Genomic DNA, 26760 nt, shown 5'->3' on the forward strand with positions numbered 1-26760 from the left:
ATTCCGTCCCCGCCAGCAAGGAAAGGCTGGTCTAACCTGCGGCTTTGCCTCTCTGTGCTCACCTGATCACCGCCTCGCCCAGATGTCGACCGGGTGATGCTGGGGCTCCTGAGGCTCGCCGGAGCCCTCGCAGTGGGACACATGCCCCATGGCATCGATCGCCTGCATCCCCTCCGTCCCGGCGCCCGGGGACGCCGCCGGGCTCCGCGCACGGGCCCGCGGCGCACTGCTGGGCCTGGCCGTCGGAGACGCCCTCGGGGCGCCGGCCGAGAACATGAAGCCCTCCGAGATCCGCGCGCGGTGGGGCCGCATCACGGGCTACGTGGCCGAGAAGCCGTCCGGCACGGACGACACCGAGTACGCGCTCTTCTCGGCCCTGCTGCTGGCCCGGCACGGCTCCGCGCTCACCCCCGCGCACGTCGAGGCGGCCTGGCACGAGCTGATCGCCGACCGCGACGAGGGCCCCTTCCGGGGCGCCGGTTTCAGCGAGCGCGGCACGCTGGAGAACCTGCGCCGTGGCCTGGCCGCGCCCGTCTCCGCCCAGCACCGGCACGCCTGGAGCGACGGCCTGGCCATGCGCGCGGCCCCCTTCGGGGTGTTCGCGGCCGGCCGCCCGGCGGAGGCGGCCCGGCTGGTCGCGATCGACGGCTCGGTGAGCCACGACGGCGAGGGCATCCACGGCGGCCGGGCGGTGGCGGCGGGCGTCGCCGCGGCCATGGCCGGCGCCCCGCCGACCGCGGTGGTGGCCGCGGCCCTCGCGGTCGTGCCGGACGACTCGTGGACGGCCCGCAGCCTGCGCCGCGCGGTGGCGGTCGCCCACCGCGGCGAACGCGCGGTGCGCTCCGCGGTCGTCATCGGCGGCTACCCCTGGACCGACCTGGCCCCCGAGGCGGTCGCGCTGGCGTTCGGCGCGTACGCGGCGGCCGACGGCGACTTCGAGCAGTCCGTGCTGACGGCGGTGAACATGGGCCGCGACGCGGACACGACGGCGGCGGTCGCGGGCGCGCTGGCGGGCGCGACCCGGGGCGTCTCGGCCATCCCGGCGGCCTGGGCGGCGGCCATCACCCCGGCCAGGGGCTCCTGTCTGCCCGCGATGGCGGGCCACCACGTGCTGGACGTGGCGGACCTGCTGACCCCGGCGGAGGTTGTCTCATGACGACGTACGAAGCGGAAGCCGCCGACGGCGAAGCCGCCCCACGGCAGACCAGGACCCTCCGGGTGACGGTGACGGGCGGTGCGCGGCTCGGAGACGAAGGGACCGGAGGCGAAGCCGGGGCCACACGGCGGACCGAGGGCCTCCTGCTGGGCCTCGCCGCCGGAGACGCCGCCGGCTGGCCCGCCGCCCGCCACCGGGCCGCCCGCATGCCCGACTGGACCCGCCGCCTCACCCGCGAACTCGACACCTTCGCCGAGCACAACGCGACGACCACCCTCCCCGTCCCCATCGCCCTGAACCAGCCCCCCGAGCCGCTCCGCCTCGGCCCCTCCGACGACGCCGAATGGGCCGCCTTCGCGGCGGAGGCCCTGCTGCGCGCCGGCGACGACACCGTCCTTGCCGACCTCGGCCGTGACCGCCGCACCCGCGCCGCCATCGACCTCACCTGGAACGCCGTCGCCTGCGAGGTCGCCGCCGCGGCGGACCGCGCCCCGGAGATCGAGTCCGCCGTCCTCCCCCTGCGCGCCCGCATCTCCGTCCGCGCCGGCCTCGGCAACCTCGCCACCGGTCTGCGCCCGCCCGCCACCGGCCACGACAACCCGCACTACTTCGACGACGCCGCCTGCGTCCGCGCCTGCGTCCTGGCCGTGGCCCACCCCGGCGACCCCCGGCGCGCCGCCGACCTCGCCGAGTTCGACGCCCGCTACACCCAGGACGGCGACGGAGTCCACGGCGCCCGGGCCATGGCGGCGGCCCTCGCCCTCGCCCTGGCCGGCGCGAACGTCGACGCCTGCGTCACGGCCGCGCTCGCCGAGCTCCCCGAGGAGACCGAGATCGGCCGCAACGCCCGGCACGCCCTGCGGCTCGCCGCCGCGGCGGACGGCGCCTTCGCCCTGGTCCCGCCCCTGGAACACCAGATCGTCGACCACGTCTACAGCTACGGCATCGCCGCCGCCGAGACCGTCCCGGTCGCCCTCGCCCTGGCCACCGCCGCCCGCGGCCGCGTCACCGAGGCGGTCCCGGCCGCGGCCTGCCTGTCCCGGGTCGCGGACTCCGCCCCGGCGCTGGCCGGTGCCCTCACCGGCGCCCTCGGCGGCGGCGCGTCGATCCCGGCCTCCTGGCGGGACGCCTGCCGCACCCTTTCCGGCTGCGCCCTCCCCCGCCTGACCGGCACCGACCTCGTCGAACTCGCCGGGCTCCTGGAAGCCCTCCAACCGGCCCGTCCCGGTGGATGATGCGGCCATGCACCCCAAACCCCGCCAAAACGCCACACTGGACGAGCGGATCACCGGCGCCCTGGTCGGCGCGGCCGTCGGCGACGCCCTCGGCGGTCCCGTCGAGGGCTACTCGCCCGAGCAGATCGCCGAACGTCACGGCGGCCGCGTCCACGGCATCGTCGGCCCCTGGCACGGCGACGACTGGCGCACGGCCCGCCCCCTCGCCCCGTACCACAAGGGCGACGGCCACGTCACCGACGACACCTTGATGACGCACGCCCTGATCCGGGTCTACGCCCGGGTGCGCGACCACCTCGACGCCTACGCCGTCGCCGGCCACCTGGTCCCCGACCTGATGACCGAGCCACGCTGGATCCCGGAGCTGCACACCGAGGCCCTCCCCCTCCAGCGGATCTTCCTCGCGGAGAAGTGGCTGGTCACGAGGATCCACTACGGCCACGCCGACCCGCGCGAGGCCGGTACCGGCAACATCGTCAACTGCGGTGCGGCGATGTACATGGCCCCGGTCGGCCTGGTCAACGCGGCCGACCCGCGCGCGGCGTACGCCGAGGCCCTGGACGTCGCCGGCGCGCACCAGTCGTCGTACGGCCGGGAGGCGGCGGGCGTCCTGGCGGCGGCGGTGGCGGCGGCCTGCACCCCCGGCGCGACCCCGGACTCGGTCGTCTCGGCCTGCCTGGCCCTGGCCAAGGACGGCACGCGCACGGCGATCGAACGGGTCTGTGAGGAGGCCGGCCGGCACACGGACTTCGAGTCGGCACTCGGCCCGCTGCGCGAGGCGGTCGCCCCCTTCGACACGGTCGGCCCCGACTACCGCGCCCCGTCCCTGGGCGCCCGCCGCCCGTCCCGCCTCCACGCGATCGAGGAACTCCCCGTGGCCCTGGGCCTGTTGCTCGTCGCCCGGGGCGATTACCGCCACGCGGTCCTCGGCGCCGTGAACTACGGCCGGGACTGCGACTCCATCGCCACGATGGCGGGCGCCCTGGCCGGAGCCCTGGGCGCACCGGTCCCGCGGGACTGGGCCAAGACGGTCGCCGAGGCCAGCCGCCTGGACCTGTGGGAACCGGCCGCCACGCTCACGCGGGTGACCCGCGAGATCTTCGCCCGGGACGTCTCCCGCCGCCGCGCCCACGAAGAGGCCTTCGCATCCCTCGGAGGACCGGAATGCTCCGACTGACCTGGGTCCAGCCGGAGGACCTGCTCGGCCACGAACTCCGCCAGGCGGCTCTGGACGGCCGCGAGCCGAAGGCGATCGCGGCCCGCTGGCGAGCGGCCGGCGGCCCCCAGGCCCCGGCCACCGCGGGCGCCTCCCCCACCCCCACGTCCCGCTACCTCCGTCGGCTGGCGGAAGACCTCCTGGACGAGCTGGCGGACCTCCCCAGCGCGTCGGCCGACGACGAACCGACGGAGCTGGAGAAGATCAAGGCCGTCTGCGCCGACTGGCCCGAGCCCTTCGCCGCCCCGGCCCCCTCCCCCCGGCGCCTGGAAGCCGCCTGGCTCGGCCGGGCCGTCGGCTGCCTGCTGGGCAAACCGGTCGAGAAGCTCCCCCTGGACGGCATCCGCCTCCTGGCCCGGTCCACCGGCAACTGGCCCCTGTCCACCTGGTTCACCGCGCGGGGCGTCCCGGACGAGCTGCTCACCGCACACCCCTGGAACCGCCGCTCGGCGGCCACCTCCCTCGCCGAGAACATCGACGGCATGCCCGAGGACGACGACCTCAACTACCCGCTGCTGAACCTGATCCTGCTGCGACGGCACGGCAAGGCCTTCACCACCACGGACGTGGCCCGCGTCTGGCTCGACGAACTCCCGGCCGGGCGCGCCTTCACCGCCGAACGCGTCGCCTACCGCAACCTCCTCGGCGGCCTGGAGCCCCCGCACACCGCCCGCCACCGCAACCCCTTCCGGGAGTGGATCGGCGCGCTGATCCGCGCCGACGTCCACGGCTGGACCAACCCCGGCGACCCGGCCGCGGCGGCCGAACAGGCCCACCGCGACGCCACCCTCACCCACACCGCCAACGGCGTCCACGCGGCGATGTTCGCGGCCGCCGCCATCGCCACGGCCGCGACCGGTACCGCCGACGTCCACACCTGCCTGCGCACCGGCCTCACGGTCGTCCCGCCCCGCTCCCGCCTCGCCCGAGCGGTCCGCCAGGGCATCGAACTGGCCCATGAGCACACCGACTTCGACGCCGTCGTGGACGCCCTGCACGCCACCCACGCCGGCACCCACCACTGGGTGCACGCCGTGCCCAACACCGCGCTGATCGCCGCCGCCCTCACCCATGCGAACGGCGACTTCACCGGCTCGATCTGCCGTGCGGTGAGCGGCGGTTGGGACACCGACTCCAACGGCGCCACCGCGGGCGGCATCGCCGGTCTGCTGGCCGGGCACCCCGCGGCGCTCCCCGACCGCTGGACGGCCCCGCTGAAGAACCGCCTGTCCACCTCCGTCGGCGACTTCGACGGCATCGGCTTCGACGCCCTCGCCCACCTCACCCACCGGGAGACCCACCGCTCATGACCGCTCCCCAGCCCGCGCCCCTCACCGGTCTGCGCGTCCTCGACCTCGCCACCCTCTTCGCCGGGCCGATGGCCGCCACCCTGCTCGGCGACTTCGGCGCGGAGGTCGTCAAGATCGAGCATCCGAGGAAACCGGACCCCTCGCGCGGCCACGGCCCGTCCAAGGACGGCGTCGGCCTGTGGTGGAAGACGCTCGGCCGCAACAAGCGGACCGTCACGCTCGACCTGTCCCGGCCCGGCGGCCGCGCCACCCTGCTGCGCCTGGCCGCCGGCGCCGACGTGATCGTCGAGAACTTCCGCCCCGGCACCCTGGAGAAGTGGGACCTGGGCTGGCCGGAGCTGTCGGCCGCCAACCCCCGGCTGGTCCTGGCGCGCGTCACCGGCTTCGGCCAGTTCGGCCCCTCCGCGCACCGCCCCGGCTTCGGCACCCTCGCCGAGGCGATGAGCGGTTTCGCCGCGCTCACCGGCGAACCGGACGGGCCCCCCACGCTCCCGCCGTTCGGCCTGGCCGACGCCATCGCCGGCCTGACGACGGCGTACGCGGTGATGACGGCGCTCGCCGCGCGGGAGCGGACGGGCGAGGGCCAGGTCGTCGACCTGGCCCTGATCGAGCCGATCCTGGCCGCCCTCGGCCCCCAGCCGCTCTGGTACGACCAGCTCGGCCACGTCCAGCCCCGCACCGGCAACCGCTCCCCCAACAACGCCCCGCGCGGCGTCTACCGCACCGCGGACGGCACCTGGGTCGCCGTCTCCACCTCCGCCCAGTCGGTCGCGGAACGCGTGATGCGCCTGGTCGGACGTTCCGAACTGATCGACGAGCCGTGGTTCGCCACCGGCGCCGGCCGCGCCCGGCACGCCGACGTCCTGGACGGGGCGGTCGGCTCCTGGGTCGCCGAGCGCTCCCGCGCCGACGTCCTGGCGGCCTTCGAGAAGGCGGAGGCGGCGGTGGCCCCGGTCCAGGACGTCCGGGACGTGATGGCGGACCCGCAGTACCAGGCCCTGAACACCATCACCACCGTCGACGACCCGGAACTGGGCCCGCTGCGCATGCAGAACGTGCTGTTCCGTCTGTCCGCCACGCCCGGCGCGATCCGCTGGGCGGGCCGCCCGCACGGCGCGGACACCGAGGAGGTCCTCACCGAACTCGGCCTGACCGAGACCGACCTCAAGGCGCTGCGCGCGGAGGGCGTCGTATGACGGCGGCCCCGCCGCTCACCTGGCTCTATGCCCCGGGCGACCGTCCGCACGTGGTGGCCAAGGCCCTCACCTGCGGCGCCGACGTCGTCATCGTCGACCTGGAGGACGCGGTCGCCCCCGACCGCAAGGCCTACGCCCGCGACGCCACCGCCGACCTGCTCGGCCGGACACCGCCGGTCCCGGTCCACGTCCGCGTCAACGCCCTGGACAGCCCGTGGGCCGAGCAGGACATCGGCACGCTCGCCCACGCCCCGGGCCTGTCCGGTCTGCGCCTGCCCAAGGTGACCTCCGCCGCCGGGATCACCCACATCGCCCACCGCACGGCGGTCGCACTGTACGCCCTGCTGGAGTCGGCCCTCGCCGTGGAACAGGCCTACGCCGTCGCCACGGCCCACCCGAACCTGCGGGGCATCGCGCTCGGCGAGGCCGACCTCCGCGCCGACCTGGGGGTCCGGGAGGACACCGGCCTCGACTGGGCGCGCTCCCGGGTGGTGGTGGCGGCCCGGGCTGCGGGCCTTCCCCCGCCGGCGCAGTCGGTCCACCCCGACATCCGCGATCCGGAAGGGCTGGCCGCCTCCTGCGCCCGGGGCCGGGCGCTGGGTTTCCTGGGCCGCGCGGCGATCCACCCCCGCCAGCTGCCGGTGATCGAGCGGGCCTATCTGCCCACCGGCGAGGAGATCGAGCGGGCCGAGACGGTGCTCAAGGCGGCCGCGGCGCAGCAGGGTGCCCAGGCGCTCGCCGACGGCCGTTTCGTCGACGCGGCGGTGGTGACGGAGGCCCGGCGCACCCTGTCCCTGGCGGGCCGCCGCTGACATGCCGAGGGCGCCCGGTTCGCCCGGGCGCCCTCGGATGCGTCTCTACGGCGGCGGGCCGTCAGGCCTTCTTCCCCGACCCGGCCTCGTTCCGGGCCGCGTCGGCCTCGTCGGCGGTCCCGCTCCCGGCGTCGTCGGCCACCTCGGCGCGCTCGGCGTGGTCGCCGTCCCGGTCCGGGCCGACGGCCTTCTGGTCGCTGTCGGTGTCACCACCGGAGGGCGCCGCGCCCGGCTCCACGACCTCTTCCCGCCCGGGCCGCTTCTTCGCCGACAGCACGAAGTAGGTCACCGCGAGCAGGAACACCAGGATCGCGGTCCAGACGTTCAGCCGCAGGCCCAGGACGTGGTGGGCGTCGTCGACCCGCAGGTACTCGATCCACGCCCGGCCCGCGCAGTACGCGGCGACGTACAGGGCGAAGGCCCGGCCGTGCCCGAGGCGGAAGCGGCGGTCGGCCCAGATGACCAGGACCGCGACGCCGACGCACCACAGCGACTCGTACAGGAACGTCGGGTGGTACGTGCCCGGCACCCGCCCGTCCGCCGAGGAGGTGATCTCCAGGGCCCACGGCAGATCGGTGGGCTTGCCGTACAGCTCCTGGTTGAACCAGTTGCCCCAGCGGCCGATGGCCTGCGCGAAGGCGATGCCCGGCGCGACGGCGTCCGCGTAGGCCGGCATCGGGATGCCCCGGCGCCGGCAGCCGATCCAGGCGCCCAGCGCGCCCAGCGCGATCGCGCCCCAGATGCCGAGGCCGCCCTCCCAGATCTTGAAGGCGTCCACCCAGTCACGGCCCTCGCTGAAGTACAGCTCGTAGTCCGTGATCACGTGGTAGAGGCGGCCGCCGACCAGGCCGAAGGGCACGGCCCAGACAGCGATGTCGGCCACCGTGCCGGCCCGCCCGCCCCGGGCGATCCAGCGCTTGTTGCCGAGCCAGACCGCGACGAAGACGCCGATGATGATGCAGAACGCGTAGCCGCGCAGCGGAATGGGGCCGAGGTACAGCACCCCGCGCGACGGGCTGGGAATGAAGGCAAGTTCCATGGCAAGGTCGACGCTACCGTGCCGGACCGGGCCCGGGGCAGGCGGTCCGGCTACGGGTCCATAACAGGGACGGGCGCATGCCCTTCACCCCTGGTTCGCCTCCTGCACCATCTGCTTCAGCTTCGCCGGGGTCATCGTCCGGTCCTGGTAGATGTTCTTGCCGTCGAACAGGACGGTCGGCGTGCCCGAGAAGTCGCCCTTGTCGAAGGCCTGGTGGGACTTGGCGACCCAGGCGTTGTGCGTGCCGTCCTCGACGCACGTGCGGAAGGCCGGGGTGTCCAGGCCGTCGACCTTGCCGGCGAGCTCGATCAGCTTGTCGCTGTCCGCGTAGGCGTCGTCGACCTCCTGGGGCTGGTTGTCGAAGAGCACGTCGTGGTACGCGGGGAACTTGCCGGCGTCCTGGGCGCAGGCGGCGGCGTTGGCCGCGTTGCGCGAGCCCGTGCCGCCCATGTTGCCGTCGATGAGCGTGACCAGGTGGTATTCGGTCCTCAGCCGGCCGGCCTCGGTCAGCTCGTGGATCACCGGCCGGTAGGCCGTCTCGAAGGACTTGCAGGCCGGGCAGCGGAAGTCCTCCCACACCGTGAGCGTGGACTTGGCGCTGTCCTTGCCGACCGCGATCGCCAGGCCGTCCTTGCCCTGCGCGCCCGAAGGGGCCACGACCGGGCCCGAGGCCTCGCCGCCGTCGTCCTTGCCGGCGTTGGCCGCGACGACGCCGATCACCGCCGCGAGTCCCAGGACGGCGACGACGGCCCCGCCCACCAGCAGCGCCCGCCGGCGCTTCTCGGCGGACTTGTGCTTCTCGCGCTCGACCGCCAGCTTCTCCCGGGCGGTGCGCTTTCCCTCACGGTTCTTCTCGCTCACACCCCGGAAACGAACCGGGGAGGCGCACCGCGCCTCCCCGGCCCCAGGTCCACCCGTACGAGGGACCCGTACGACTTCCGGCTTTTCTACGCCTGTCCGCGCACGCCCCGGGCGAGGTCACCGGCGAGCGCGCGCACGGCCTCGACGCCGGCCGCGTCGTCCGGGGCGTCGAGCATCGCCTTGACGAAGGCCGAGCCGACGATCACGCCGTCGGCGAAGCGGGAGACCTCGGCGGCCTGTGTGGCGTTGGAGACCCCGAGCCCGACGCAGACCGGTAGGCCGGTGCCGGTGGCCCGGGTGCGTTCCACCAGGTCCTGGGCCTGCGAGCTGACGGTGGCGCGGGTGCCGGTGACGCCCATGAGGGAGGCGGCGTAGACGAAGCCGCTGCCGGCGGCGGTGATCCGCGCGAGCCGCTCGTCCTTGCTGCTGGGGGCGACGACGAAGACGGTCGCGAGACCGTGCTTCTCGGCGTGCTCCCGCCACAGCGCCGACTCCTGCACGGGCAGGTCGGGCAGGATGCAGCCCGCGCCGCCCGCCTCGGCCAGCTCCGCCGTGAACCGCTCGACGCCGTAGCGGTCGATGGGGTTCCAGTACGTCATGACGAGGATGGGCTTGCCGGTGGCGGCGTGCGCCTCGCGGACGGTGCGCAGCACGTCGGCGATTCTCACGCCGCCGCGCAGGGCGATGTCGTCGGCGGTCTGGATGACGGGGCCGTCGAGGACGGGGTCGCTGTGCGGCAGGCCCACCTCGACGACGTCGGCGCCCCCGTCGACGACGGCCTTGACCGCCTCGATGCCGCCGTCCACGGTCGGGAAGCCGGCCGGGAGGTAGGCGATGAGCGCCGCCCGCCCCTCGGCCTTGGCCGCGGCGAGGGTGTCCGTCAACAGCTGCAGGTTGCCGCTCACTTGGCGTCCCCCTCGATCTCGGCGGTGCCGGAGGCGTCCTCGGCGACCTCGGCGTCGGTGTCGTACAGGCCGAAGTAGCGGGCGGCGGTGTCCATGTCCTTGTCGCCGCGGCCGGAGAGGTTGACCACGATCAGCCCGTCCGTGCCCAGCTCCTTGCCGACCTCCAGGGCGCCGGCCAGCGCGTGGGCGCTCTCGATGGCCGGGATGATGCCCTCGGTGCGCGACAGCAGGCGCAGGGCCTGCATGGCCGCGTCGTCGGTGACCGCGCGGTACTCGCCGCGGCCGGAGTCCTTCAGGTAGGAGTGCTCCGGGCCGATGCCCGGGTAGTCCAGACCGGCCGAGATGGAGTACGGCTCGGTGATCTGGCCCTCCTCGTCCTGCAGGACGTAGGAGCGGGAGCCGTGCAGGATGCCGGGCTCGCCGGCGGTCAGGGTCGCGGCGTGCTCGCCGGTGTCGACGCCGTGGCCGGCCGGCTCGCAGCCGATGAGGCGCACGCTCTCGTCGGGGATGAAGGCGTGGAAGAGGCCGATGGCGTTGGAGCCGCCGCCCACGCAGGCGATCGCCGCGTCGGGCAGGCGGCCGGCCCGCTCCAGGACCTGGCGGCGGGCCTCCACGCCGATGACCCGGTGGAAGTCGCGGACCATGGCCGGGAAGGGGTGGGGTCCGGCGACGGTGCCGAAGAGGTAGTGCGTGTGGTCGACGTTGGCGACCCAGTCGCGAAACGCCTCGTTGATGGCGTCCTTCAGCGTGCGGCTGCCGGACTTCACGGCGATGACCTCGGCGCCGAGCATGCGCATGCGGGCCACGTTGAGCGCCTGGCGCCGGGTGTCGATCTCGCCCATGTAGATGGTGCAGTCGAGGCCGAAGAGGGCGCAGGCGGTGGCCGTGGCGACGCCGTGCTGGCCGGCGCCGGTCTCGGCGATGACCCGGGTCTTGCCCATGCGCTTGGTGAGCAGGGCCTGCCCGAGCACGTTGTTGATCTTGTGGGAGCCGGTGTGGTTGAGGTCCTCCCGCTTGAGGAAGACCCGGGCGCCGCCGGCGTGCTCGGCGAACCGGGGCACCTCGGTGAGCGCGGAGGGGCGGCCGGTGTAGTGGACCAGGAGGTCGTCGAGTTCCCTGGCGAACTCCGGGTCGTGCTTGGCCTTGTCGTACTCGACGGCGACCTCGTCGACGGCGGCGACGAGGGCCTCGGGGATGAACTTGCCGCCGAAGGCCCCGAAGTAGCCTTCGGGGTTCGGGGTCCGTCCCTCGGGATCGGGGATGAAGAACTGGCTGGGCATGCGGATACCTCACGGTGAGTGTGTGGACTGCACTGGTCGCCGTGGGGGCGGGGCTGTGCTGCCGGCCGCGGGCCGTGTGTGGCTCGTCGCGCCCGCGCGGCGGCAGCCGCGCATCAGATGATGCCCCGCGCCCCTAACGGGCGCGGTGCCATCGCATGCCGTTGACCTGGCCCGGCTCGTCGCCGATGACGTACCGGACGCGGCGGCCGTGGACGCGGCGCGCCGGCGCACGGCAGCCGCGGGGGCGGCAGCCGCGCGCGAGGCGGGCGTACCGGTCCACGGTCGTCAGGGTGAGGGTCATCGGGCCAAGCCTAGCGGGTGATCAGCTCCGGCCGTGCCGGAGTGCGGGATGCTCGCCCGCCGCCACCAGGTCGGAGACCGCCGTCCTGGGGTCCTTGCCGGTGACGAGGGACTCGCCGACCAGGACCGCGTCCGCGCCGGCGTTGGCGTAGGCGATGAGGTCGTGCGGGCCGCGGACACCGGACTCGGCGATCTTGATGATGTGGTCGGGGATCTCCGGGGCCACCCGCTCGAAGGTGTTGCGGTCGACTTCGAGGGTCTTGAGGTTGCGGGCGTTGACGCCGATCACACGGGCGCCGGCGTCGACCGCGCGCTCGACCTCGTCCTCGTCGTGCACCTCGACCAGCGGCGTGAGCCCGATCGACTCGGCCCGCTCGATGAGGGACTCCAGGGCGGGCTGGTCGAGGGCGGCGACGATCAGCAGGGCGACGTCGGCGCCGTAGGCGCGGGCCTCCCACAGCTGGTACGAGGTGACGATGAAGTCCTTGCGCAGGACCGGGATGTCCACCCGGGCGCGCACGGCCTCCAGGTCGGCGAGCGAGCCGCCGAAGCGCCGCTGCTCGGTGAGGACGGAGATGACGGCCGCGCCGCCCGCCTCGTAGTCGGCGGCGAGTCCGGCCGGGTCGGCGATGGCGGCCAGCGCGCCCTTGGAGGGGCTGGAGCGCTTGACCTCACAGATGACCTTGACGCCGTCCCCGCGCAGCGCGGCCGCGCCGTCCTTGGCCGCGGGAGCCTTCGCCGCGCGCTCCTTGAGCTCGTCGAGGCTGACGCGCGCCTGCCGCTCCGCGAGGTCGGCTCGAACTCCGTCGATGATCTCGTCGAGCACACTCACGCGAGCGGCCCCCTTCCAGACTCTTGACAGTTCCGGCGACCGGCCGGATAACCGATGGTCACTGCGATGGTATCCGCAGCGGGGCGTAGGCCTCGCATCCGGTTGACGCCGGTCCCAGTACCTGGACATCCGGCGAATGATCAAGGGTGCAGCCAGCCACCGAAGGGCAGGTTCCGGACAACGCTGAAGACCAGCAGCAACGCGCCGAGGCTCCACACCAGCCCGGGGCGGGGGTCGATCCGCAGCGGGCGCCCGCGCACGGCGTGGACCACCCATACGGTCCACAGCGCGGCGCAGGCCAGATAGCCGAGCACGGCGAGCGCGTTGGCCTGCAGGGCGGCCGGCAGGTCGCCGTGGACGAACGCGTGGGCGCTGCGCAGTCCGCCGCAGCCGGGGCAGTACAGGCCCGTGAAGCGCAGCAGGGGGCAGACGGGGTAGTGGCCGGGTTCATTGGGGTCCACCGCGCCCACGTAGGCGAAGGCGGCGGCGGCGCCCGCCAGGAGCCCGGCGGGGAGGGCCAGGCGTCCCGGGAGACCCTGTGTCACCCTTCGGCTGTCGGCGTTCACGGTACGCATTGTGCCCCGTCACGCGCGTGAGGGGCGGTCCCGGCGCCCCTGCGCCGGCCGCCCCTCACCCGAGAACGCGTGTTCCGCCGGGGATCAGCCCTCGGCGCGCGCCGGCTCGCGGTCGCCCGTCATCTGGTGCGGGGCGTGCAGGTCCTTGGGCTGGCCGAGGCCCATCATCCGCATGATGCCGCCGACGACACCGCCGAGGAGCACGACCACCATGCCGGCCCAGAAGCCCGCCGGCTGGTCCATCACCATGAAGGCGCCCGCGACGCAGAAACCGATGAAGGCGATGATGACACCGGTCCAGGCGGCCGGGGTGTGACCGTGGCTGCTGCCCGCCATTGCTTGCTCCTCGTTGCTGTGTGCGTGTCTGAGCAGGACGCTCGGGGCCATTGTCCCGCACGCGCGCCGGGACGGTGACCGGGGGTGCGCCCCGGACTCACTCGCGCGGCTCAGGCGCCGGTCGGGTCCTCGCCCCGGTCGAGCGCCTTCCACAGGTCCTCGGGCCGGTCGGGGTCGGCGGCGGGCGCACTGCGGCGCGGCTGGGGCGTGCCGCCCCGCTCGTAGCGGCCGGACATGGCGGGCCACAGCCGGCCGTAGCGCAGGGCGAGCAGCCCGGCCAGCAGGAGCAGCACGCCGCCGGCGGCCGCGACGTACGGCCAGGCGGTGTGGCTGAGGGCGGCCACGGAGGCGGAGGTGTCGCCGGAGGCCCGGGCGGCCTTCTCGTCGAGCGCGGAGCTGTCGGAGGCGCCGAGCAGGGCCGCCGCGACGGTGCCGGCGCCGGAGAGCGCCAGCAGCGCGGCCACGACGACGCGTCCTGCGCGGCGGACGGCGAACACGGCGACGAGCGCGGCCAGGCCCACGACGGCGAGCGCCGCGGGGACGCCCGTGACGTCGCTGCCGCTGGCGGTCAGCGGGAAGGCGCCGCCGGCCACCCTCGCGGTGCCCTCCGCCCACTGCTGCCGGGTGGCCAGGAGCGCCACGGCCGCGCCGAGCGCGCCGCACAGCAGCGCGACGGCGAGACTCAGGCGGCCGGCCCGGGCGGATCCGGCGGCTGGGGAACGGGGGTGCGGTACGGCAGTCACGTACCCACTATCGCCTGAACCCGGGGCGAACCGTCACCCGGGGGTCGTCTCAGGCCTTGCCCAGCCGGTTCGCCGTGTGCACGGCCCGCAGGACGGCGGCCGCCTTGTTGCGGCACTCGGTGTCCTCGGCGACCGGGTCCGAATCGGCGACGATCCCGGCTCCGGCCTGCACGTACGCGGTGCCGTCGCGCAGCAGGGCGGTGCGGATGGCGATGGCGGTGTCGGAGTCGCCGGCGAAGTCCAGGTAGCCGACGCAGCCGCCGTACAGGCCGCGCCGGGACGGTTCGAGTTCGTCGATGATCTGCAGGGCGCGGGGCTTGGGGGCGCCGGAGAGGGTGCCGGCCGGGAAGCAGGCGGTGAGGACGTCGAAGGCCGTGCGCCCGGCGGCCACGCGGCCGGTCACCGTCGAGACGATGTGCATCACGTGCGAGTACCGCTCGATGGACATGAAGTCGACGACCTCGACCGAGCCGGGCTCGCAGACCCGCCCCAGGTCGTTGCGGCCGAGGTCGACGAGCATGAGGTGCTCGGCGCGTTCCTTGGGGTCGGCGAGGAGTTCGTCGGCGAGGGTCTGGTCCTCCTGCGGGGTGGCGCCGCGCCAGCGGGTGCCGGCGATGGGGTGCACCATGGCCCGGCCGTCCTCGACCTTGACCAGGGCCTCCGGGGAGGAGCCGACGACGTCGAAGCCGTCGAAGCGGAACAGGTACATGTACGGCGACGGGTTGGTCGTGCGCAGCACCCGGTAGACGTCCAGCGCGCTCGCCGTGCAGGGCGTCTCGAAGCGCTGGGAGGGCACGACCTGGAAGGCCTCGCCGGCCCGGATGCGCTCCTTGATGTCCTCCACGGCCGCCTGGAAGTCGGGGCCGCCCCACAGCGCGGTGTACTCGGGCAGTTCGGAGGGCGGGAGCACGGCCGGGGGCTGGGCGACCGGGCGGGCCAGGTCGGCCTGCATGGCGTCCAGGCGGGCCACGGCGTCGGCGTAGGCCTCGTCGACGCCGGTCTCCAGGTCGTTGTGGTTGATCGCGTTGGCGATCAGCAGGACCGAGCCCTCCCAGTGGTCCATGACGGCGAGGTCGCTGGTGAGGAGCATGGTCAGCTCGGGCAGCCGCAGGTCGTCGCGCTCGCCGGGGCCGATCTTCTCCAGGCGGCGGACGATGTCGTAGCCGAGGTAGCCGACCATGCCGCCGGTGAAGGGCGGCATGCCCTCCTGGTGGGGGGTGTGCAGGGCCTCGATGGTGGCGCGCAGCGCGGCGAGCGGGTCGCCGTCGACGGGGACGCCGACGGGCGGGACACCGAGCCAGTGGGCCTGCCCGTCGCGCTCGGTCAGGGTGGCCGCCGAGCGGACGCCCACGAAGGAGTACCGGGACCAGGAGCGGCCGTTCTCGGCGGACTCCAGCAGGAAGGTGCCGGTGCGCTCGGCCGCGAGTTTGCGGTAGAGCGCGACCGGGGTGTCGCCGTCGGCGAGGAGCTTGCGGGTGACCGGGATGACCCGCCGGTCGGTGGCGAGCTTGCGGAACGTCTCGAGGTCCATGGCGGCCGACCTTACTGATCCGCCGCGGGGGCGGCCCAACCGCCGTCCTCGACCAGCACGTCCTCGTCGAAACACGTGCGGGCGCCGGTGTGGCAGGCGGCGCCGACCTGGTCGACCTTGACGAGCACGGTGTCGGCGTCGCAGTCCAGCGCCACGGACTTCACCCACTGGACGTGGCCGGAGGTGTCGCCCTTGACCCAGTACTCCCGGCGGCTGCGCGACCAGTACGTGCACCGGCCGGTGGTCAGGGTGCGATGCAGCGCCTCGTCGTCCATCCAGCCGAGCATGAGCACCTCACCGGTGTCGTACTGCTGGGCGATGGCGGGCAGGAGGCCGTCGGCGCTGCGCTTGAGGCGGGCGGCGATCTCCGGATCGAGGCGGCTGGGCTCGCTGGTCATGGCGACCATTGTGCCGCGCGCCGGCGGCGGCGCAGGTGGAGTGTCCACTGGGCGGACCGGGTGGGCGGCCGTAGGCTGGCGGCATGTCGACCCATGCCAAGCGTGAACGACTTCTCCTCGCCGACCTGTTGGAGACCGCGGGCCCGGACGCGCCCACTCTGTGCGAGGGCTGGACGACCCGGGACCTCGCCGCGCACGTGGTAGTGCGCGAGCGCCGCCCGGACGCGGCCGGCGGGATACTGATCAAGCAGCTCGCCTCGCGCCTGGACCGGGTGATGGCGGAGTACGCGGACAAGCCGTACGAGGAGCTGATCCAGCTGATCCGCACCGGTCCGCCGCGGTTCTCGCCCTTCTCGCTCAAGCCGGTCGACGAGGCGTCGAACATCGTCGAGTTCTACGTCCACGCCGAGGACGTGCGCCGCGCCCAGCCCGACTGGTCCCCGCGCGAGCTCGACCCGGTCTTCCAGGACGCCCTGTGGTCCCGGCTGGAGCGCACGGCTCGCCTGATGGGCCGCGGTGTGCCGACGGGACTGGTGCTGCGCCGCCCCGACGGCCGGACGGCGGTCGCCCACCGCGGCGTCCCGGTCGTGACGGTGACGGGCGAGCCGTCGGAACTGGTCCTGTTCTGCTACGGCCGGCAGAGCGCGGCCAAGGTCGGCCTGGACGGCGACGAGAACGCGATCGCGAAGCTGCGCGAGACGAAGCAGCTCGGCATCTGAACGAGCGGCAGCCCCGGACGCGCTGGGCGTCCGGGGCTGTGGGCGGTGCGTCACCGCACCGGGTGGCCGGCCTCCCGCAGGGTCTGCTTGACCTCGCCGATGCGCAGGTCGCCGAAGTGGAACACCGAGGCGGCCAGGACCGCGTCCGCGCCCGCCTCGACGGCCGGCGGGAAGTGGGCCAGCGTGCCGGCGCCGCCCGAGGCGATGACCGGGACGGTGACGTGCTTGCGCACGGCGCGGATCATCTCCAGGTCGTAGCCGTCCTTGGTGCCGTCGGCGTCCATGGAGTTGAGCAGGATCTCGCCGGCGCCCAGTTCGGCGGCCCGGTGGGCCCACTCGACGGCGTCGATGCCGGTGCCCTTGCGGCCGCCGTGGGTGGTCACCTCGAAGGAGCCCGACTCGGTGCGGCGGGCGTCCACCGACAGGACCAGGACCTGGCGGCCGAAGCGCTCGGCGATCTCGCGGATCAGCTCGGGGCGGGCGATGGCGGCGGTGTTCACACCGACCTTGTCCGCACCCGCCCGCAGCAGCTTGTCGACGTCCTCGGCGGTGCGCACGCCGCCGCCGACGGTGAGCGGGATGAACACCTGCTCGGCCGTGCGGCGCACCACGTCGTACGTCGTCTCGCGGTTGCCCGAGGAGGCGGTGATGTCCAGGAACGTCAGCTCGTCGGCGCCCTCGGTGTCGTACACCTTGGCCATCTCGACCGGGTCGCCCGCGTCGCGCAGGTTCTGGAAGTTGACGCCCTTGACGACCCGGCCGTTGTCCACGTCCAGGCAGGGGATGACTCGGACCGCCAGGGTCATGAATCGTGCCTCTCTAGTGTTCCTGCGAGGGGTCCCCCGGAATGCTCAGGGTGTCCCTCGGAATGCTTCCACTTCCACCGACACCAGGACCCTGGAGTCGATGAAGCCCTGCACGACCAGCAGGGTCGTGACCGGGCGTACGGCGTCGAACATCTCCTGGTGGGCCCGGCCCACCGCGTCGACGTCCCGGGCGTGTGCCAGGTAGACCCGGGTGCGGATCACCGACTCGACGCCGAGCCCGAACTCGGCGATCGCCTCCAGGGCGGTGGTGAAGGCCACCTTGGCCTGCTCGTACGGATCGCCCTCGCCGTGGAGCACGTCGCCCTTGAAGGCGGTCGTGCCCGCGACGAGCACGCGGTCGCCCGCCGCCACGGCGCGTGCAAAACCGAAGGACTCTTCCCAGGGACTTCCGCTCTGCACACGCCGTACGGCACCGCTCATGACGACACAGCCTCCAAGGCCTCTTCCAGGGTGAACGCCTTCGCGTACAGCGCCTTCCCTACGATCGCGCCCTCGACACCGAGCGGGACGAGTGCGGCGATCGCGCGCAGGTCGTCGAGCGAGGAGACGCCGCCGGAGGCCACGACCGGGCGGTCGGTCGCCGCGCAGACGTTCTTCAGCAGCTCCAGGTTGGGGCCCTGGAGCGTGCCGTCCTTGGCGATGTCGGTGACGACGTAGCGGGCGCAGCCCTCCTGGTTGAGGCGCTCCAGCGTCTCGTAGAGGTCGCCGCCGTCGCGGGTCCAGCCGCGGCCGCGCAGGGTGGTGCCCCGCACGTCCAGGCCGACGGCGATCTTGTCGCCGTGCTCGGCGATGACCTTGGCGACCCACTCGGGGGTCTCCAGGGCGGCCGTGCCCAGGTTGACGCGGGTGCAGCCGGTGGCGAGGGCGGCGGCGAGGGTGTCGTCGTCGCGGATGCCGCCGGACAGCTCGACCTTGATGTCCATCGCCTTGGTGACCTCGGCGATCAGCTCGCGGTTGTCGCCGGTGCCGAACGCGGCGTCCAGGTCGACCAGGTGCAGCCACTCGGCGCCGGAGCGCTGCCAGGCCAGGGCGGCCTCCAGGGGGGAGCCGTAGGAGGTCTCGGTGCCGGACTCGCCGTGCACCAGGCGCACCGCCTGGCCGTCGCGGACGTCGACGGCGGGGAGGAGTTCGAGCGTGCTCACAGGGTTCCGATCCAGTTGGTGAGGAGCTGGGCTCCGGCGTCGCCGGACTTCTCGGGGTGGAACTGGGTGGCCCACAGGGCGCCGTTCTCGACGGCCGCGACGAACGGCTTGCCGTGGGTGGACCAGGTGACCTTGGGGGCCTCGATGGCCGGGTTGTGCGTCTCCAGCGACCAGTCGTGGACGGCGTAGGAGTGCACGAAGTAGAAGCGCGCGTCGGGGTCCAGGCCGGCGAAGAGCCGGGAGCCGGGCGCCGCCTCCACGGTGTTCCAGCCCATGTGGGGCACGACCTCGGCCTGCAGGGGCTCGACCGAGCCGGGCCACTCGTCGAGGCCCTCGCTCTCCACGCCGTGCTCGATGCCGCGCGCGAAGAGGATCTGCATGCCGACGCAGATGCCCATCACCGGACGGCCGCCGGCCAGCCGGCGGTCCACGATCCAGTCGCCGCGCGCCTCGCGCAGACCCGTCATGCAGGACGCGAAGGCGCCGACGCCGGGCACGAGCAGGCCGTCGGCGTTCAGGGCCTTGTCGTAGTCACGCGTGATCTCGACGTCGGCTCCGGCGCGGGCGAGGGCGCGCTCGGCGGAACGGACGTTGCCGAAGCCGTAGTCGAAGACGACGACGCTCTTGCGGGGGGCGCTCAATTCCACACCTCCAGCCTGACGACACCGGCCACCAGGCACATGGCCGCGCCGATCGACAGCAGGACGATCAGGCCCTTGGGCATCTTCTGCTTGACGAAGGAGTAGATCCCGCCGACGAGGAACAGGCCGACGACGATCAGCAGGGTCGAGATGCCGTTCACAGGGCGCCCTTCGTGGAGGGGAGGATGCCGGCCGCGCGCGGGTCGCGCTCGGAGGCGTAGCGCAGGGCCCGGGCGAGCGCCTTGAACTGGCACTCCACGATGTGGTGCGCGTTGCGCCCGTAGGGCACGTGCACGTGCAGGGCGATCTGCGCCTGGGCCACGAAGGACTCCAGGATGTGCCGGGTCATGGTGGTGTCGTACTCGCCGATCATCGGCGCCATGTTCTCGGGCTCGGTGTGCACCAGGTACGGGCGGCCCGACAGGTCGACGGTGACCTGGGCGAGCGACTCGTCCAGCGGGACCGTGCAGTTGCCGAAGCGGTAGATGCCGACCTTGTCGCCGAGGGCCTGCTTGAAGGCGGCGCCGAGGGCGAGGGCGGTGTCCTCGATGGTGTGGTGCGAGTCGATGTGCAGATCGCCCTCGGTCTTCACCGTGAGGTCGAACAGGCCGTGCCGGCCGAGCTGGTCGAGCATGTGGTCGTAGAAGCCGACGCCTGTCGACACGTCGACCTTTCCGGACCCGTCGAGGTCTATCTCGACGAGCACCGACGTCTCCTTGGTGACTCGCTCCACGCGTCCCACGCGGCTCATGTGCTCTGCTCCTTCTTCAGTTCACGGACCGCGTCGAGGAACGCGTCGTTCTCTTCGGGGGTTCCGGCGGACACCCGCAGCCAGCCGGGGATGCCGTTGTCCCGGACGAGGACACCCCGGTCGAGGATCTTCCGCCAGGCCGCGTGCGCGCCGCCCTCGCCGTCGAAGCGTCCGAACTGCACGAAGTTGGCGTCGGACTCGACGACCTCGTAGCCCGTCGCGCGCAGCTCGGCGACCAGGCGGTCGCGCTCGGCCTTGAGCTGCTCGACGTAGCCGAGCAGCGTGTCGGTGTGCTCCAGGGCGGCCAGGGCGGTCGCCTGGGTGACGGCCGACAGGTGGTACGGCAGCCGCACGAGCTGCACGGCGTCGACGACGGCCGGGTGGGCGGCGAGGTAGCCCAGGCGCAGGCCCGCCGCGCCGAACGCCTTCGACATCGTGCGGGAGACGACGAGGTGGGGGCGCCCGTCGAGCAGCGGCAGCAGCGAGTCGCCGTGGCTGAACTCGATGTACGCCTCGTCCACGACCACCATCGACGGCTTCGCCGCCTGCGCGGCCTCGTACAGCGCGAGGACCGTCTCGCGCGGCACCGCGTTGCCCGTGGGGTTGTTGGGGGTGGTGACGAAGACGACGTCGGGCTGGTGCTCGGCGATCGCCTTCTCGGCGGCGGCGAGGTCGATCGTGAAGTCCTCGGCGCGCGGCCCGGAGATCCAGCCGGTGCCCGTGCCGCGCGCGATGAGCGCGTGCATCGAGTACGACGGCTCGAACCCGATCGCGGTGCGGCCCGGCCCGCCGAAGGTCTGCAGCAGCTGCTGGATGACCTCGTTGGAGCCGTTGGCCGCCCAGACGTTGGCGACGCCGACTTCGTGTCCGGACGTGTCCGTCAGGTACTCCGCCAGGCGGGTGCGCAGCTCGACCGCGTCCCGGTCCGGGTAGCGGTTGAGGTGGCGGGCCACGTCCCGGACCCGCTCGGCGATCCGCTCGACCAGCGGCTCGGGCAGCGGGTAGGGGTTCTCGTTGGTGTTCAGCCGTACGGGCACGTCCAGCTGGGGCGCGCCGTAGGGGGACTTGCCGCGCAGCTCGTCCCGTACGGGGAGATCGTCGATGCGTACGTCGCTCACGTGCCCTGCGGAACCTTCCAGTCGAACCTCGCCTTGATCGCCGCGCCGTGGGCCGGGAGGTCCTCGGCCTCGGCCAGCGTGACCACGTGGTGCGCCACGTCGGCCAGCGCCTCGCGCGTGTAGTCCACGATGTGGATGCCGCGCAGGAAGGACTGGACCGACAGGCCCGAGGAGTGGCAGGCGCAGCCGCCGGTGGGCAGGACGTGGTTGGACCCGGCCGCGTAGTCGCCCAGCGACACCGGCGCCCAGGGCCCGATGAAGATCGCCCCGGCGTTGCGGACCCGGTCGGCCACCGCGGCGGCGTCGGCGGTCTGGATCTCCAGGTGCTCGGCGCCGTACGCGTCGACCACCCGCAGGCCCTCGTCGATGCCGTCGACCAGGACGATCGCGGACTGCCTGCCCGTGAGGGCGGGCACGATCCGGTCGTCGACGTGCCGGGTCGCCGCGACCTGGGGCTCCAGCTCCTTGTCCACCGCGTCCGCGAGGGCGACGGAGTCGGTGACCAGGACGGCGGCGGCCAGCGGGTCGTGCTCGGCCTGGCTGATCAGGTCGGCGGCGACGTGCACCGGGTCGGCCGTGTCGTCGGCGAGGACCGCGATCTCGGTCGGGCCGGCCTCGGCGTCGATGCCGATCTTGCCGGTGAAGTAGCGCTTGGCGGCGGCGACCCAGATGTTGCCGGGGCCGGTGACCATGTTCGCGGGCGCGCAGGACTCGGTGCCGTAGGCGAACATCGCGACGGCCGTGGCGCCGCCGGCCGCGTAGACCTCGTCGACGCCGAGCAGGGCGCAGGCGGCCAGGATGGTCGGGTGCGGCAGGCCGCCGAAGTCGGCCTGGGCCGGCGAGGCGAGCGCGATGGACGCGACGCCGGCCTCCTGCGCGGGCACCACGTTCATGATCACGGAGGACGGGTACACCGACCGGCCGCCGGGCGCGTACAGCCCGACGCGCTCGACCGGAACCCACTTCTCGGTCACCGTGCCGCCGGGTACGACCTGGGCGGTGTGGGTGCTGCGGCGCTGCGCGCGGTGGACGGTCCGGGCGCGGCGGACGGACTCCTCCAGGGCCGCGCGCACGGCCGGGTCGAGTTCCTCCAGCGCGCGCGTGAGCGCGGCGGCCGGGACCCGCACCTGGTCGAGCCGCACCCCGTCGAACCGCTCGGCGGCGTCGATCAGCGCCGCGTCGCCCCGATGATGCACGTCCTCGCAGATCGGACGCACCTTCTCCAGGGCGGCCTGTACGTCGAAGTCGGCTCGGGGCAGCAGGTCACGCAGGGCGGGGCCCTCGGGAAGGGCGTCGCCGCGCAGATCGATTCGGGAGATCACGTGCTCAATTCTCTCAGACCCGGGTGAGGCGCCGTCCGCGCGTATCAATGGCTGATACAGAACGCCGCAGGACGGCGCAAGATCCTGGTCACTCTTTGCTTTCGGCGTGTCACGCAGCGGGCATGAACAGTTGTACGAAGAACCCAACCGGCGAGTACCCGGGGAGGAAGGGAAGCACTGTGACCGAGGGGGCCGGCCCGCGCGCCGGAGAGCTGCCCGACGACCTGACCGCGGCCGAGGCCGGCATGTGGCAGGCCTTCCGCAACGGCAGCGTGTACGACCTGAGCAGCGGCGACACCGTGGTCGACGACCCGCACGGCGGCCATCCGTGGGGCGAGGAGCGGACCGTGCGCGCCCGGATCGTGTGCTGGCTGCTGCTCGACGGCCCGCCCGCCCTGGCCGGCCGCGTGGCGTCGCTGAAGCTCGCCGGCGTGCACATCACCGGCTCCCTGGACCTCGCGGGCGGCGCGGTGACGCCGTACGTCGAGATGCGCCGGTGCCGGTTCGAGCAGGACGTGCTGCTGCCGGAGGCCCGGTTCACCACCATGCGGCTGGTGGACTGCTCGGTGCCCCGGCTGGAGGCGGCCCGGGTGCAGACCGAGGGCGACCTGCACCTGCCGCGCTGCCGCTTCCACCGCGGGATCCGGCTCACCGACGCCCAGATCGGCACGGACCTGATGCTCAACCAGGCGATCGTGCACCAGGACCGCAGCGGCCGGTCGGTCGCCGCGGACGGCCTGACCGTCGGCCAGGACTTACAGGCCGAGCTGCTGGAGTCGCACGGTGAGCTGAGCCTGCGCGCCGCGACGATCGGCGTGTCGCTGAGCCTGCGCGGCGCGCGGCTGGTCAACCCGTACGCGCGGCTGGCGCTGAACGCCCCGCAGCTGACCGTCGAGCGCAGCCTGTACCTGACCCCGGCGGGCGTCGGCGCGCAGGCCATGAGCGGGATGACCCCGGCGCAGGGCACACGGATCCAGCGGTTCGCCTGCGAGGGCGGGATCCGGCTGGACGACGGGCGGTTCGGCGACGCCGTCGACTTCGAGCAGGCCCGGTTCACCCTCGGCGACGACCAGGAGCTGTCGCTGCGCCGGGTGCAGACGCCGGAGCTGCGCTTCCTCGGGGAGCAGCCGGCGCGCGGCCGGGTGGTGCTGTCCGGGGCCCGGGTGGTCAACCTGATGGACCGGGCGGACGCCTGGCCCGGCCCGGGACGGCTGCACATGGGCGGCTTCGCCTACGAGAACCTGGTGCCGCGCGGGCCGTTCCCGCTGGCCGAGCGGCTGGACTGGGTGGCTGCGGCGACCGCCGAGTACAACCCGGAGCCGTACGAGCGGCTGGCCGCCGTGCTGCGGGCCGGCGGGGAGGACGAGGACGCCCGGGAGGTGCTGCTGGCCAAGCAGCGCCGGCACCGCGAGAGCCTGCCGCTCGCCGCCAAGCTGTGGGGGTACGCGCAGGACTGGACGGTGGCCTACGGCTACCGGCCGGGCCGGGCCGCGGTGTGGATGGCGGTGCTGTGGGCGGCGGGCTCGGTCGCCTTCTCCCGGGCGGGTCATCCGCCCATGAAGCGCGGCGAGCACCCGGAGTGGGACCCGGTCCTGTTCAGCCTCGATCTGCTGCTGCCGGTGATCGACCTGGGCCAGGTGGGCTTCTGGCAGCTGCGCGGGGGCTGGCAGTGGCTGGCGACGGCGATGATCCTGCTGGGCTGGGTCCTGGCGACGACGGTCGCGGCGGGGGCGACCCGGCTGCTGCGCCGCAACTGATGGTGCGGATGTGACCAGCGTGACTGAATCGCCACGCCTTTACCTTCTCTTGACCGAACGCCGTACAACTTTCCGCGACTTCCCGGAACGATCTGGCGCCGTCATGACCAGCGGACTTTCAATGGTCGGCACCATGGCCATGCAGCTGCCGTTCATCCGCCCGAGCCGGATGACAAGGACCGCCCCGAACCCCGTCGGCAGGCCGAGCCCCGACGACGAGGTGCTGCTCGACGCGCCCGACGCCCGGCTGAGCCCGGCGCTGGTCGCCGCCGCCCGCGGCGATCACGGGCCCGCCGCCGGACTGCTCCGGGCCACGCGCGCGGCCGCCGAGTGGGAGCGGCGCGACCGGTACGTGACCCGGCTGGCCGCGTTCGCGCGCTCGCGCCCCGAGTGGCTGGACGTCTGGCTCGCCACCGCCCCGCAGGACCCGGACGCGCTGCTGGTCGGGGCCCAGCTGGCGGTGGACCGGGCCTGGCAGTCACCGGCCCGGGCCGAGCTGCTGCGCGAGGTGAGCCCGCTGATCACGGCCGCGGCCCGGGGCGACCAGCGGGACCCGGTGCCCTGGCGGCTCGCGCTCGACCACGCGCGGGGCGCCCAGGCCGGGCACAAGTACTTCGAGGAGCTGTGGGCGGCGGCCGTCCGGCGCGCCCCGCACCACCACGGCTGTCATGTGGCGGCCCTGCGCTACCTGGCCACCTCCTGGCACGGTTCGCACCGCGAGTGCTTCGACTTCGCCGACCGCGCCGCGCAGGACGCGCCCGCCGACGCGCTCGTCCAGGCGCTCCCGCTGCGGGCGGCCTTCGGCTACCTGACCGACGACTGCGGACCCGCCGACTGCGGGCCCGGGGTGCCGCGCGAGCGGCTGGACGCGGCCGCCGACCGGGCGATCGCGCTGTCCCCGCTGCTCCCGGCGGCCGACCCCTGGCCCGCCCGCATGCGGAACCTGCTCATCTACGTCCTGGTGCGCCTGGAGCGCTGGCCCGACGCCGCCGAGCAGCTGCGCCTGACCGGCCCGTACGCCACCTCGTTCCCCTGGGACCGGGGGTCGGACGACCCGCTCGGGCACTTCCTGGCGGTGCGGGACGAGATCCGGTCCGCGGCGGCCCGGGAACCGTCCGGGCATCCACGGAGTGAACGCGGCGGACGAGACCGCGGCGGCGACCATTAGGCTTTTGCGTCGTGACCACCGTCCGGCTCCCCCTCTTCCCCCTGAACTCGGTGCTGTTCCCGGGGCTCGTGCTCCCGCTCAACGTCTTCGAGGAGCGGTACCGCGCCATGATGCGCGAACTGCTGAAGACCCCGGAGGACGAACCGCGCCGGTTCGCCGTCGTGGCGATCCGCGACGGCCACGAGGTGGCCCCGAGCGCGCCCGGCATGCCCGACCCGACGGCCCTGCCCGAGCGGGGACCCGCGGCCGGCTTCGGCACGGACCCGGCCAAGGCCTTCCACAAGGTGGGCTGCATCGCGGACGCGGCGACGATCCGGGAGCGCACCGACGGCTCCTTCGAGGTGCTGGCGACCGGCACGACCCGGGTGAGGCTGGTGTCGGTCGAGGCGTCCGGGCCGTTCCTGACGGCCGAGCTGGAGACGCTCACGGAGGAGCCCGGTGACGAGGCGGCCCCCCTGGCGGAGGGAGTGCTGCGGTCCTTCCGGCAGTACCAGAAGCGACTGGCCGGGGCGCGGGAACGCTCCCTGACGACCGGCGCCGACCTGCCCGACGAGCCGGGCGTGGTGTCGTACCTGGTGGCGGCGGCGATGATGCTGGACACCCCGACCAAGCAGCGTCTGCTCCAGGCCCCCGACACCGCCTCCCGGCTGCGCGACGAGCTGAAACTCCTTCGCTCGGAGACGGCGATCATCCGTAGTCTGCCGTCGTTGCCCGCGTCGGAGCTGACGCGGAGCCCGACGAGTCTCAACTGAAGCGGACCGGGATGGCGAAGAAGTCGAAGAAGCAGCAGTCCGGCGGCACCCCCGCGACGGTGGCCCTCACGGCGGCCGCAGCGCAGTACACGCTCCACTCCTACGACCACGACCCCGCGCACCCCTCGTACGGCGAGGAGGCGGCCGAGGCGATGGGCGTCTCCCCCGACCGCGTCTTCAAGACCCTGGTCGCGGACGTCGACGGCGCGCTGACGGTCGCCGTGGTGCCGGTGGCGGGCCAGCTGGATCTGAAGGCCCTGGCGGCGGCGGTCGGCGGCAAGCGCGCGACGATGGCCGACCCGGCCCTGGCGGAGCGCACGACGGGCTACGTCCGGGGCGGTATCTCACCGCTGGGTCAGCGCAAGAAGCTGCCGACGGTCCTGGACGCGTCGGCGTCGGCCCACGCCACCATCTGCGTGTCGGCGGGACGCAGGGGCCTGGAGGTCGAACTGGCACCGCAGACCCTGGCCGCACTCACGCAGGCGGTACTGGCACCGATCGGCCGCGCCTAGGTGTATTGATCACGAGCGTTGTTAACGCCAGACGGGCTTGATCATGGCGAAGGCCTCCGTGTGTGGTGGAGGTGTCGAATCTTCACCGCACGGAGGCCTTCGTGTTCCACCGTAATGCCCGGCTGACCGTCCATGGCAGGCGGCTGCTGGTTGAACGTGTCCGCACCGGACGCCCTGTCGCCCATGTTGCCGCCGAGATGGGTATCTCCCGCGTCACCGCGCACAAGTGGATGCGCCGCTGGCGGGCCGAAGGCGAGCAGGGACTGCACGACCGGTCCAGCCGTCCGCGCACGACACCGCACCGCACGGCAGGGGCGATCGAGGCC

The 26760-nt window shown here is 73.7% G+C and carries 31 protein-coding genes; 12 read left to right on the top strand and 19 right to left on the bottom strand.

The annotated features are described in order from the left end of the window. Positions 1-148 precede the first annotated feature (148 nt). The 6 genes from ACIGAN_RS21635 to ACIGAN_RS21660 are packed head-to-tail and all read left to right on the top strand — an operon-like array spanning position 149 to position 6925. On the top strand, positions 149-1156 hold the full coding sequence (locus ACIGAN_RS21635) for an ADP-ribosylglycohydrolase family protein (protein WP_399859645.1): 1008 nt from the start codon (positions 149-151) through the stop codon (positions 1154-1156). Beyond that, positions 1153-2391 carry an ADP-ribosylglycohydrolase family protein gene (locus ACIGAN_RS21640; protein ID WP_365737415.1) on the top strand — a complete coding sequence of 413 codons (1239 nt, stop codon included), beginning with the start codon at positions 1153-1155 and terminating at the stop codon, positions 2389-2391. Before ACIGAN_RS21635 ends, ACIGAN_RS21640 begins: the two co-directional genes overlap by 4 nt. A gap of 7 nt (positions 2392-2398) precedes the next feature. After that, positions 2399-3568 (top strand): ADP-ribosylglycohydrolase family protein, encoded by a 1170-nt coding sequence (locus tag ACIGAN_RS21645; protein WP_399859649.1) that lies wholly within the window; start codon positions 2399-2401, stop codon positions 3566-3568. Beyond that, positions 3556-4917, top strand: a complete 1362-nt coding sequence (locus tag ACIGAN_RS21650; RefSeq protein WP_399859651.1) for an ADP-ribosylglycohydrolase family protein — start codon at positions 3556-3558, stop codon at positions 4915-4917. The genes ACIGAN_RS21645 and ACIGAN_RS21650 overlap by 13 nt, the downstream gene beginning before the upstream one ends. Continuing rightward, the gene (locus tag ACIGAN_RS21655; RefSeq protein WP_399859654.1) at positions 4914-6113 is read left to right on the top strand and encodes a CaiB/BaiF CoA transferase family protein; all 1200 of its coding nucleotides are present in this window, start codon (positions 4914-4916) and stop codon (positions 6111-6113) included. The genes ACIGAN_RS21650 and ACIGAN_RS21655 overlap by 4 nt, the downstream gene beginning before the upstream one ends. Beyond that, on the top strand, positions 6110-6925 hold the full coding sequence (locus ACIGAN_RS21660; protein ID WP_365737407.1) for an HpcH/HpaI aldolase/citrate lyase family protein: 816 nt from the start codon (positions 6110-6112) through the stop codon (positions 6923-6925). The genes ACIGAN_RS21655 and ACIGAN_RS21660 overlap by 4 nt, the downstream gene beginning before the upstream one ends. A gap of 61 nt (positions 6926-6986) precedes the next feature. Here the strand turns inward: ACIGAN_RS21660 and lgt are convergent, their stop codons facing one another. The 11 genes from lgt to hisI form a co-directional block, all read right to left on the bottom strand. Next, complete coding sequence (gene lgt, locus ACIGAN_RS21665; protein WP_399859657.1) at positions 6987-7964, bottom strand: prolipoprotein diacylglyceryl transferase; 978 nt, start codon at positions 7962-7964, stop codon at positions 6987-6989. A gap of 84 nt (positions 7965-8048) precedes the next feature. Continuing rightward, complete coding sequence (locus ACIGAN_RS21670; protein WP_399859660.1) at positions 8049-8825, bottom strand: DsbA family protein; 777 nt, start codon at positions 8823-8825, stop codon at positions 8049-8051. A gap of 86 nt (positions 8826-8911) precedes the next feature. Continuing rightward, on the bottom strand, positions 8912-9730 hold the full coding sequence (gene trpA, locus ACIGAN_RS21675; RefSeq protein WP_365737400.1) for a tryptophan synthase subunit alpha: 819 nt from the start codon (positions 9728-9730) through the stop codon (positions 8912-8914). Then, a complete protein-coding gene (trpB, locus tag ACIGAN_RS21680; protein WP_399859663.1) occupies positions 9727-11010 on the bottom strand; it encodes a tryptophan synthase subunit beta in 1284 nt (427 codons plus the stop codon). Before trpB ends, trpA begins: the two co-directional genes overlap by 4 nt. Positions 11011-11143: 133 nt before the next feature. Beyond that, a complete protein-coding gene (trpM, locus tag ACIGAN_RS21685) occupies positions 11144-11311 on the bottom strand; it encodes a tryptophan biosynthesis modulator TrpM (protein WP_365089304.1) in 168 nt (55 codons plus the stop codon). 21 nt (positions 11312-11332) lie between these two features. Beyond that, positions 11333-12142: an indole-3-glycerol phosphate synthase TrpC gene (gene trpC / locus ACIGAN_RS21690; RefSeq protein WP_365089302.1), complete on the bottom strand. Its 810-nt coding sequence runs from the start codon at positions 12140-12142 to the stop codon at positions 11333-11335. A gap of 140 nt (positions 12143-12282) precedes the next feature. Further along, positions 12283-12717 carry a DUF2752 domain-containing protein gene (locus tag ACIGAN_RS21695; RefSeq protein ID WP_399859666.1) on the bottom strand — a complete coding sequence of 145 codons (435 nt, stop codon included), beginning with the start codon at positions 12715-12717 and terminating at the stop codon, positions 12283-12285. Positions 12718-12801: 84 nt separating this feature from the next. Continuing rightward, positions 12802-13053, bottom strand: a complete 252-nt coding sequence (locus tag ACIGAN_RS21700) for an HGxxPAAW family protein (protein WP_311687732.1) — start codon at positions 13051-13053, stop codon at positions 12802-12804. Positions 13054-13163: 110 nt separating this feature from the next. Next, a complete protein-coding gene (locus ACIGAN_RS21705) occupies positions 13164-13796 on the bottom strand; it encodes a TIGR02234 family membrane protein (protein ID WP_399859669.1) in 633 nt (210 codons plus the stop codon). A 49-nt stretch (positions 13797-13845) separates the two neighbouring features. Then, on the bottom strand, positions 13846-15327 hold the full coding sequence (locus tag ACIGAN_RS21710) for an anthranilate synthase component I (RefSeq protein WP_399859671.1): 1482 nt from the start codon (positions 15325-15327) through the stop codon (positions 13846-13848). Between the two features lie 11 nt (positions 15328-15338). Further along, positions 15339-15734, bottom strand: coding sequence for a phosphoribosyl-AMP cyclohydrolase (gene hisI, locus ACIGAN_RS21715; protein WP_399859696.1), 396 nt, complete (start codon positions 15732-15734; stop codon positions 15339-15341). Between the two features lie 74 nt (positions 15735-15808). On the opposite strand from hisI, the gene ACIGAN_RS21720 reads away from it, so the two are divergent. Beyond that, positions 15809-16444, top strand: coding sequence for a TIGR03085 family metal-binding protein (locus ACIGAN_RS21720; protein WP_365089293.1), 636 nt, complete (start codon positions 15809-15811; stop codon positions 16442-16444). 50 nt (positions 16445-16494) lie between these two features. On the opposite strand, the gene hisF is transcribed toward ACIGAN_RS21720, so the two are convergent. From hisF to hisD, 8 genes are read right to left on the bottom strand one after another with little or no spacing between them, the layout of a single operon-like run. Then, on the bottom strand, positions 16495-17250 hold the full coding sequence (gene hisF, locus ACIGAN_RS21725; RefSeq protein ID WP_365089291.1) for an imidazole glycerol phosphate synthase subunit HisF: 756 nt from the start codon (positions 17248-17250) through the stop codon (positions 16495-16497). A 45-nt stretch (positions 17251-17295) separates the two neighbouring features. Next, a complete protein-coding gene (locus tag ACIGAN_RS21730) occupies positions 17296-17691 on the bottom strand; it encodes a RidA family protein (protein ID WP_365737387.1) in 396 nt (131 codons plus the stop codon). After that, positions 17688-18413 carry a bifunctional 1-(5-phosphoribosyl)-5-((5-phosphoribosylamino)methylideneamino)imidazole-4-carboxamide isomerase/phosphoribosylanthranilate isomerase PriA gene (priA, locus tag ACIGAN_RS21735; protein ID WP_399859675.1) on the bottom strand — a complete coding sequence of 242 codons (726 nt, stop codon included), beginning with the start codon at positions 18411-18413 and terminating at the stop codon, positions 17688-17690. The genes ACIGAN_RS21730 and priA overlap by 4 nt, the downstream gene beginning before the upstream one ends. After that, positions 18410-19054 carry an imidazole glycerol phosphate synthase subunit HisH gene (gene hisH / locus ACIGAN_RS21740; RefSeq protein WP_399859677.1) on the bottom strand — a complete coding sequence of 215 codons (645 nt, stop codon included), beginning with the start codon at positions 19052-19054 and terminating at the stop codon, positions 18410-18412. The genes priA and hisH overlap by 4 nt, the downstream gene beginning before the upstream one ends. Then, entirely contained in the window at positions 19051-19215 is a 165-nt protein-coding gene (locus tag ACIGAN_RS21745; RefSeq protein WP_189729006.1) for a hypothetical protein, read from the bottom strand. Before ACIGAN_RS21745 ends, hisH begins: the two co-directional genes overlap by 4 nt. Then, positions 19212-19805, bottom strand: a complete 594-nt coding sequence (gene hisB / locus ACIGAN_RS21750; protein WP_030932889.1) for an imidazoleglycerol-phosphate dehydratase HisB — start codon at positions 19803-19805, stop codon at positions 19212-19214. The genes ACIGAN_RS21745 and hisB overlap by 4 nt, the downstream gene beginning before the upstream one ends. Continuing rightward, positions 19802-20923 (bottom strand): histidinol-phosphate transaminase, encoded by a 1122-nt coding sequence (locus ACIGAN_RS21755; protein WP_365737382.1) that lies wholly within the window; start codon positions 20921-20923, stop codon positions 19802-19804. Before ACIGAN_RS21755 ends, hisB begins: the two co-directional genes overlap by 4 nt. Then, complete coding sequence (hisD, locus tag ACIGAN_RS21760; protein ID WP_399859680.1) at positions 20920-22245, bottom strand: histidinol dehydrogenase; 1326 nt, start codon at positions 22243-22245, stop codon at positions 20920-20922. The genes ACIGAN_RS21755 and hisD overlap by 4 nt, the downstream gene beginning before the upstream one ends. 179 nt (positions 22246-22424) lie before the next feature. Here hisD and ACIGAN_RS21765 point away from each other — a divergent pair, with 179 nt between their 5' ends. From ACIGAN_RS21765 to ACIGAN_RS21785, 5 genes are all read left to right on the top strand, one after another. After that, the gene (locus ACIGAN_RS21765) at positions 22425-24002 is read left to right on the top strand and encodes an oxidoreductase (RefSeq protein WP_365089281.1); all 1578 of its coding nucleotides are present in this window, start codon (positions 22425-22427) and stop codon (positions 24000-24002) included. Positions 24003-24123: 121 nt separating this feature from the next. Next, a complete protein-coding gene (locus tag ACIGAN_RS21770) occupies positions 24124-25170 on the top strand; it encodes a hypothetical protein (protein WP_365089494.1) in 1047 nt (348 codons plus the stop codon). A gap of 11 nt (positions 25171-25181) precedes the next feature. Continuing rightward, complete coding sequence (locus ACIGAN_RS21775; RefSeq protein ID WP_365089279.1) at positions 25182-25922, top strand: LON peptidase substrate-binding domain-containing protein; 741 nt, start codon at positions 25182-25184, stop codon at positions 25920-25922. Positions 25923-25933: 11 nt separating this feature from the next. Then, the gene (gene ybaK, locus ACIGAN_RS21780; protein WP_365089277.1) at positions 25934-26434 is read left to right on the top strand and encodes a Cys-tRNA(Pro) deacylase; all 501 of its coding nucleotides are present in this window, start codon (positions 25934-25936) and stop codon (positions 26432-26434) included. A 101-nt stretch (positions 26435-26535) separates the two neighbouring features. After that, positions 26536-26760, top strand: a 225-nt coding sequence (locus ACIGAN_RS21785; protein ID WP_399859685.1) for a leucine zipper domain-containing protein, incomplete at its 3' end; no start/stop codon positions are given.

This window comes from Streptomyces sp. NPDC085931, assembly GCF_044540565.1.
Lineage (GTDB): Bacteria > Actinomycetota > Actinomycetes > Streptomycetales > Streptomycetaceae > Streptomyces.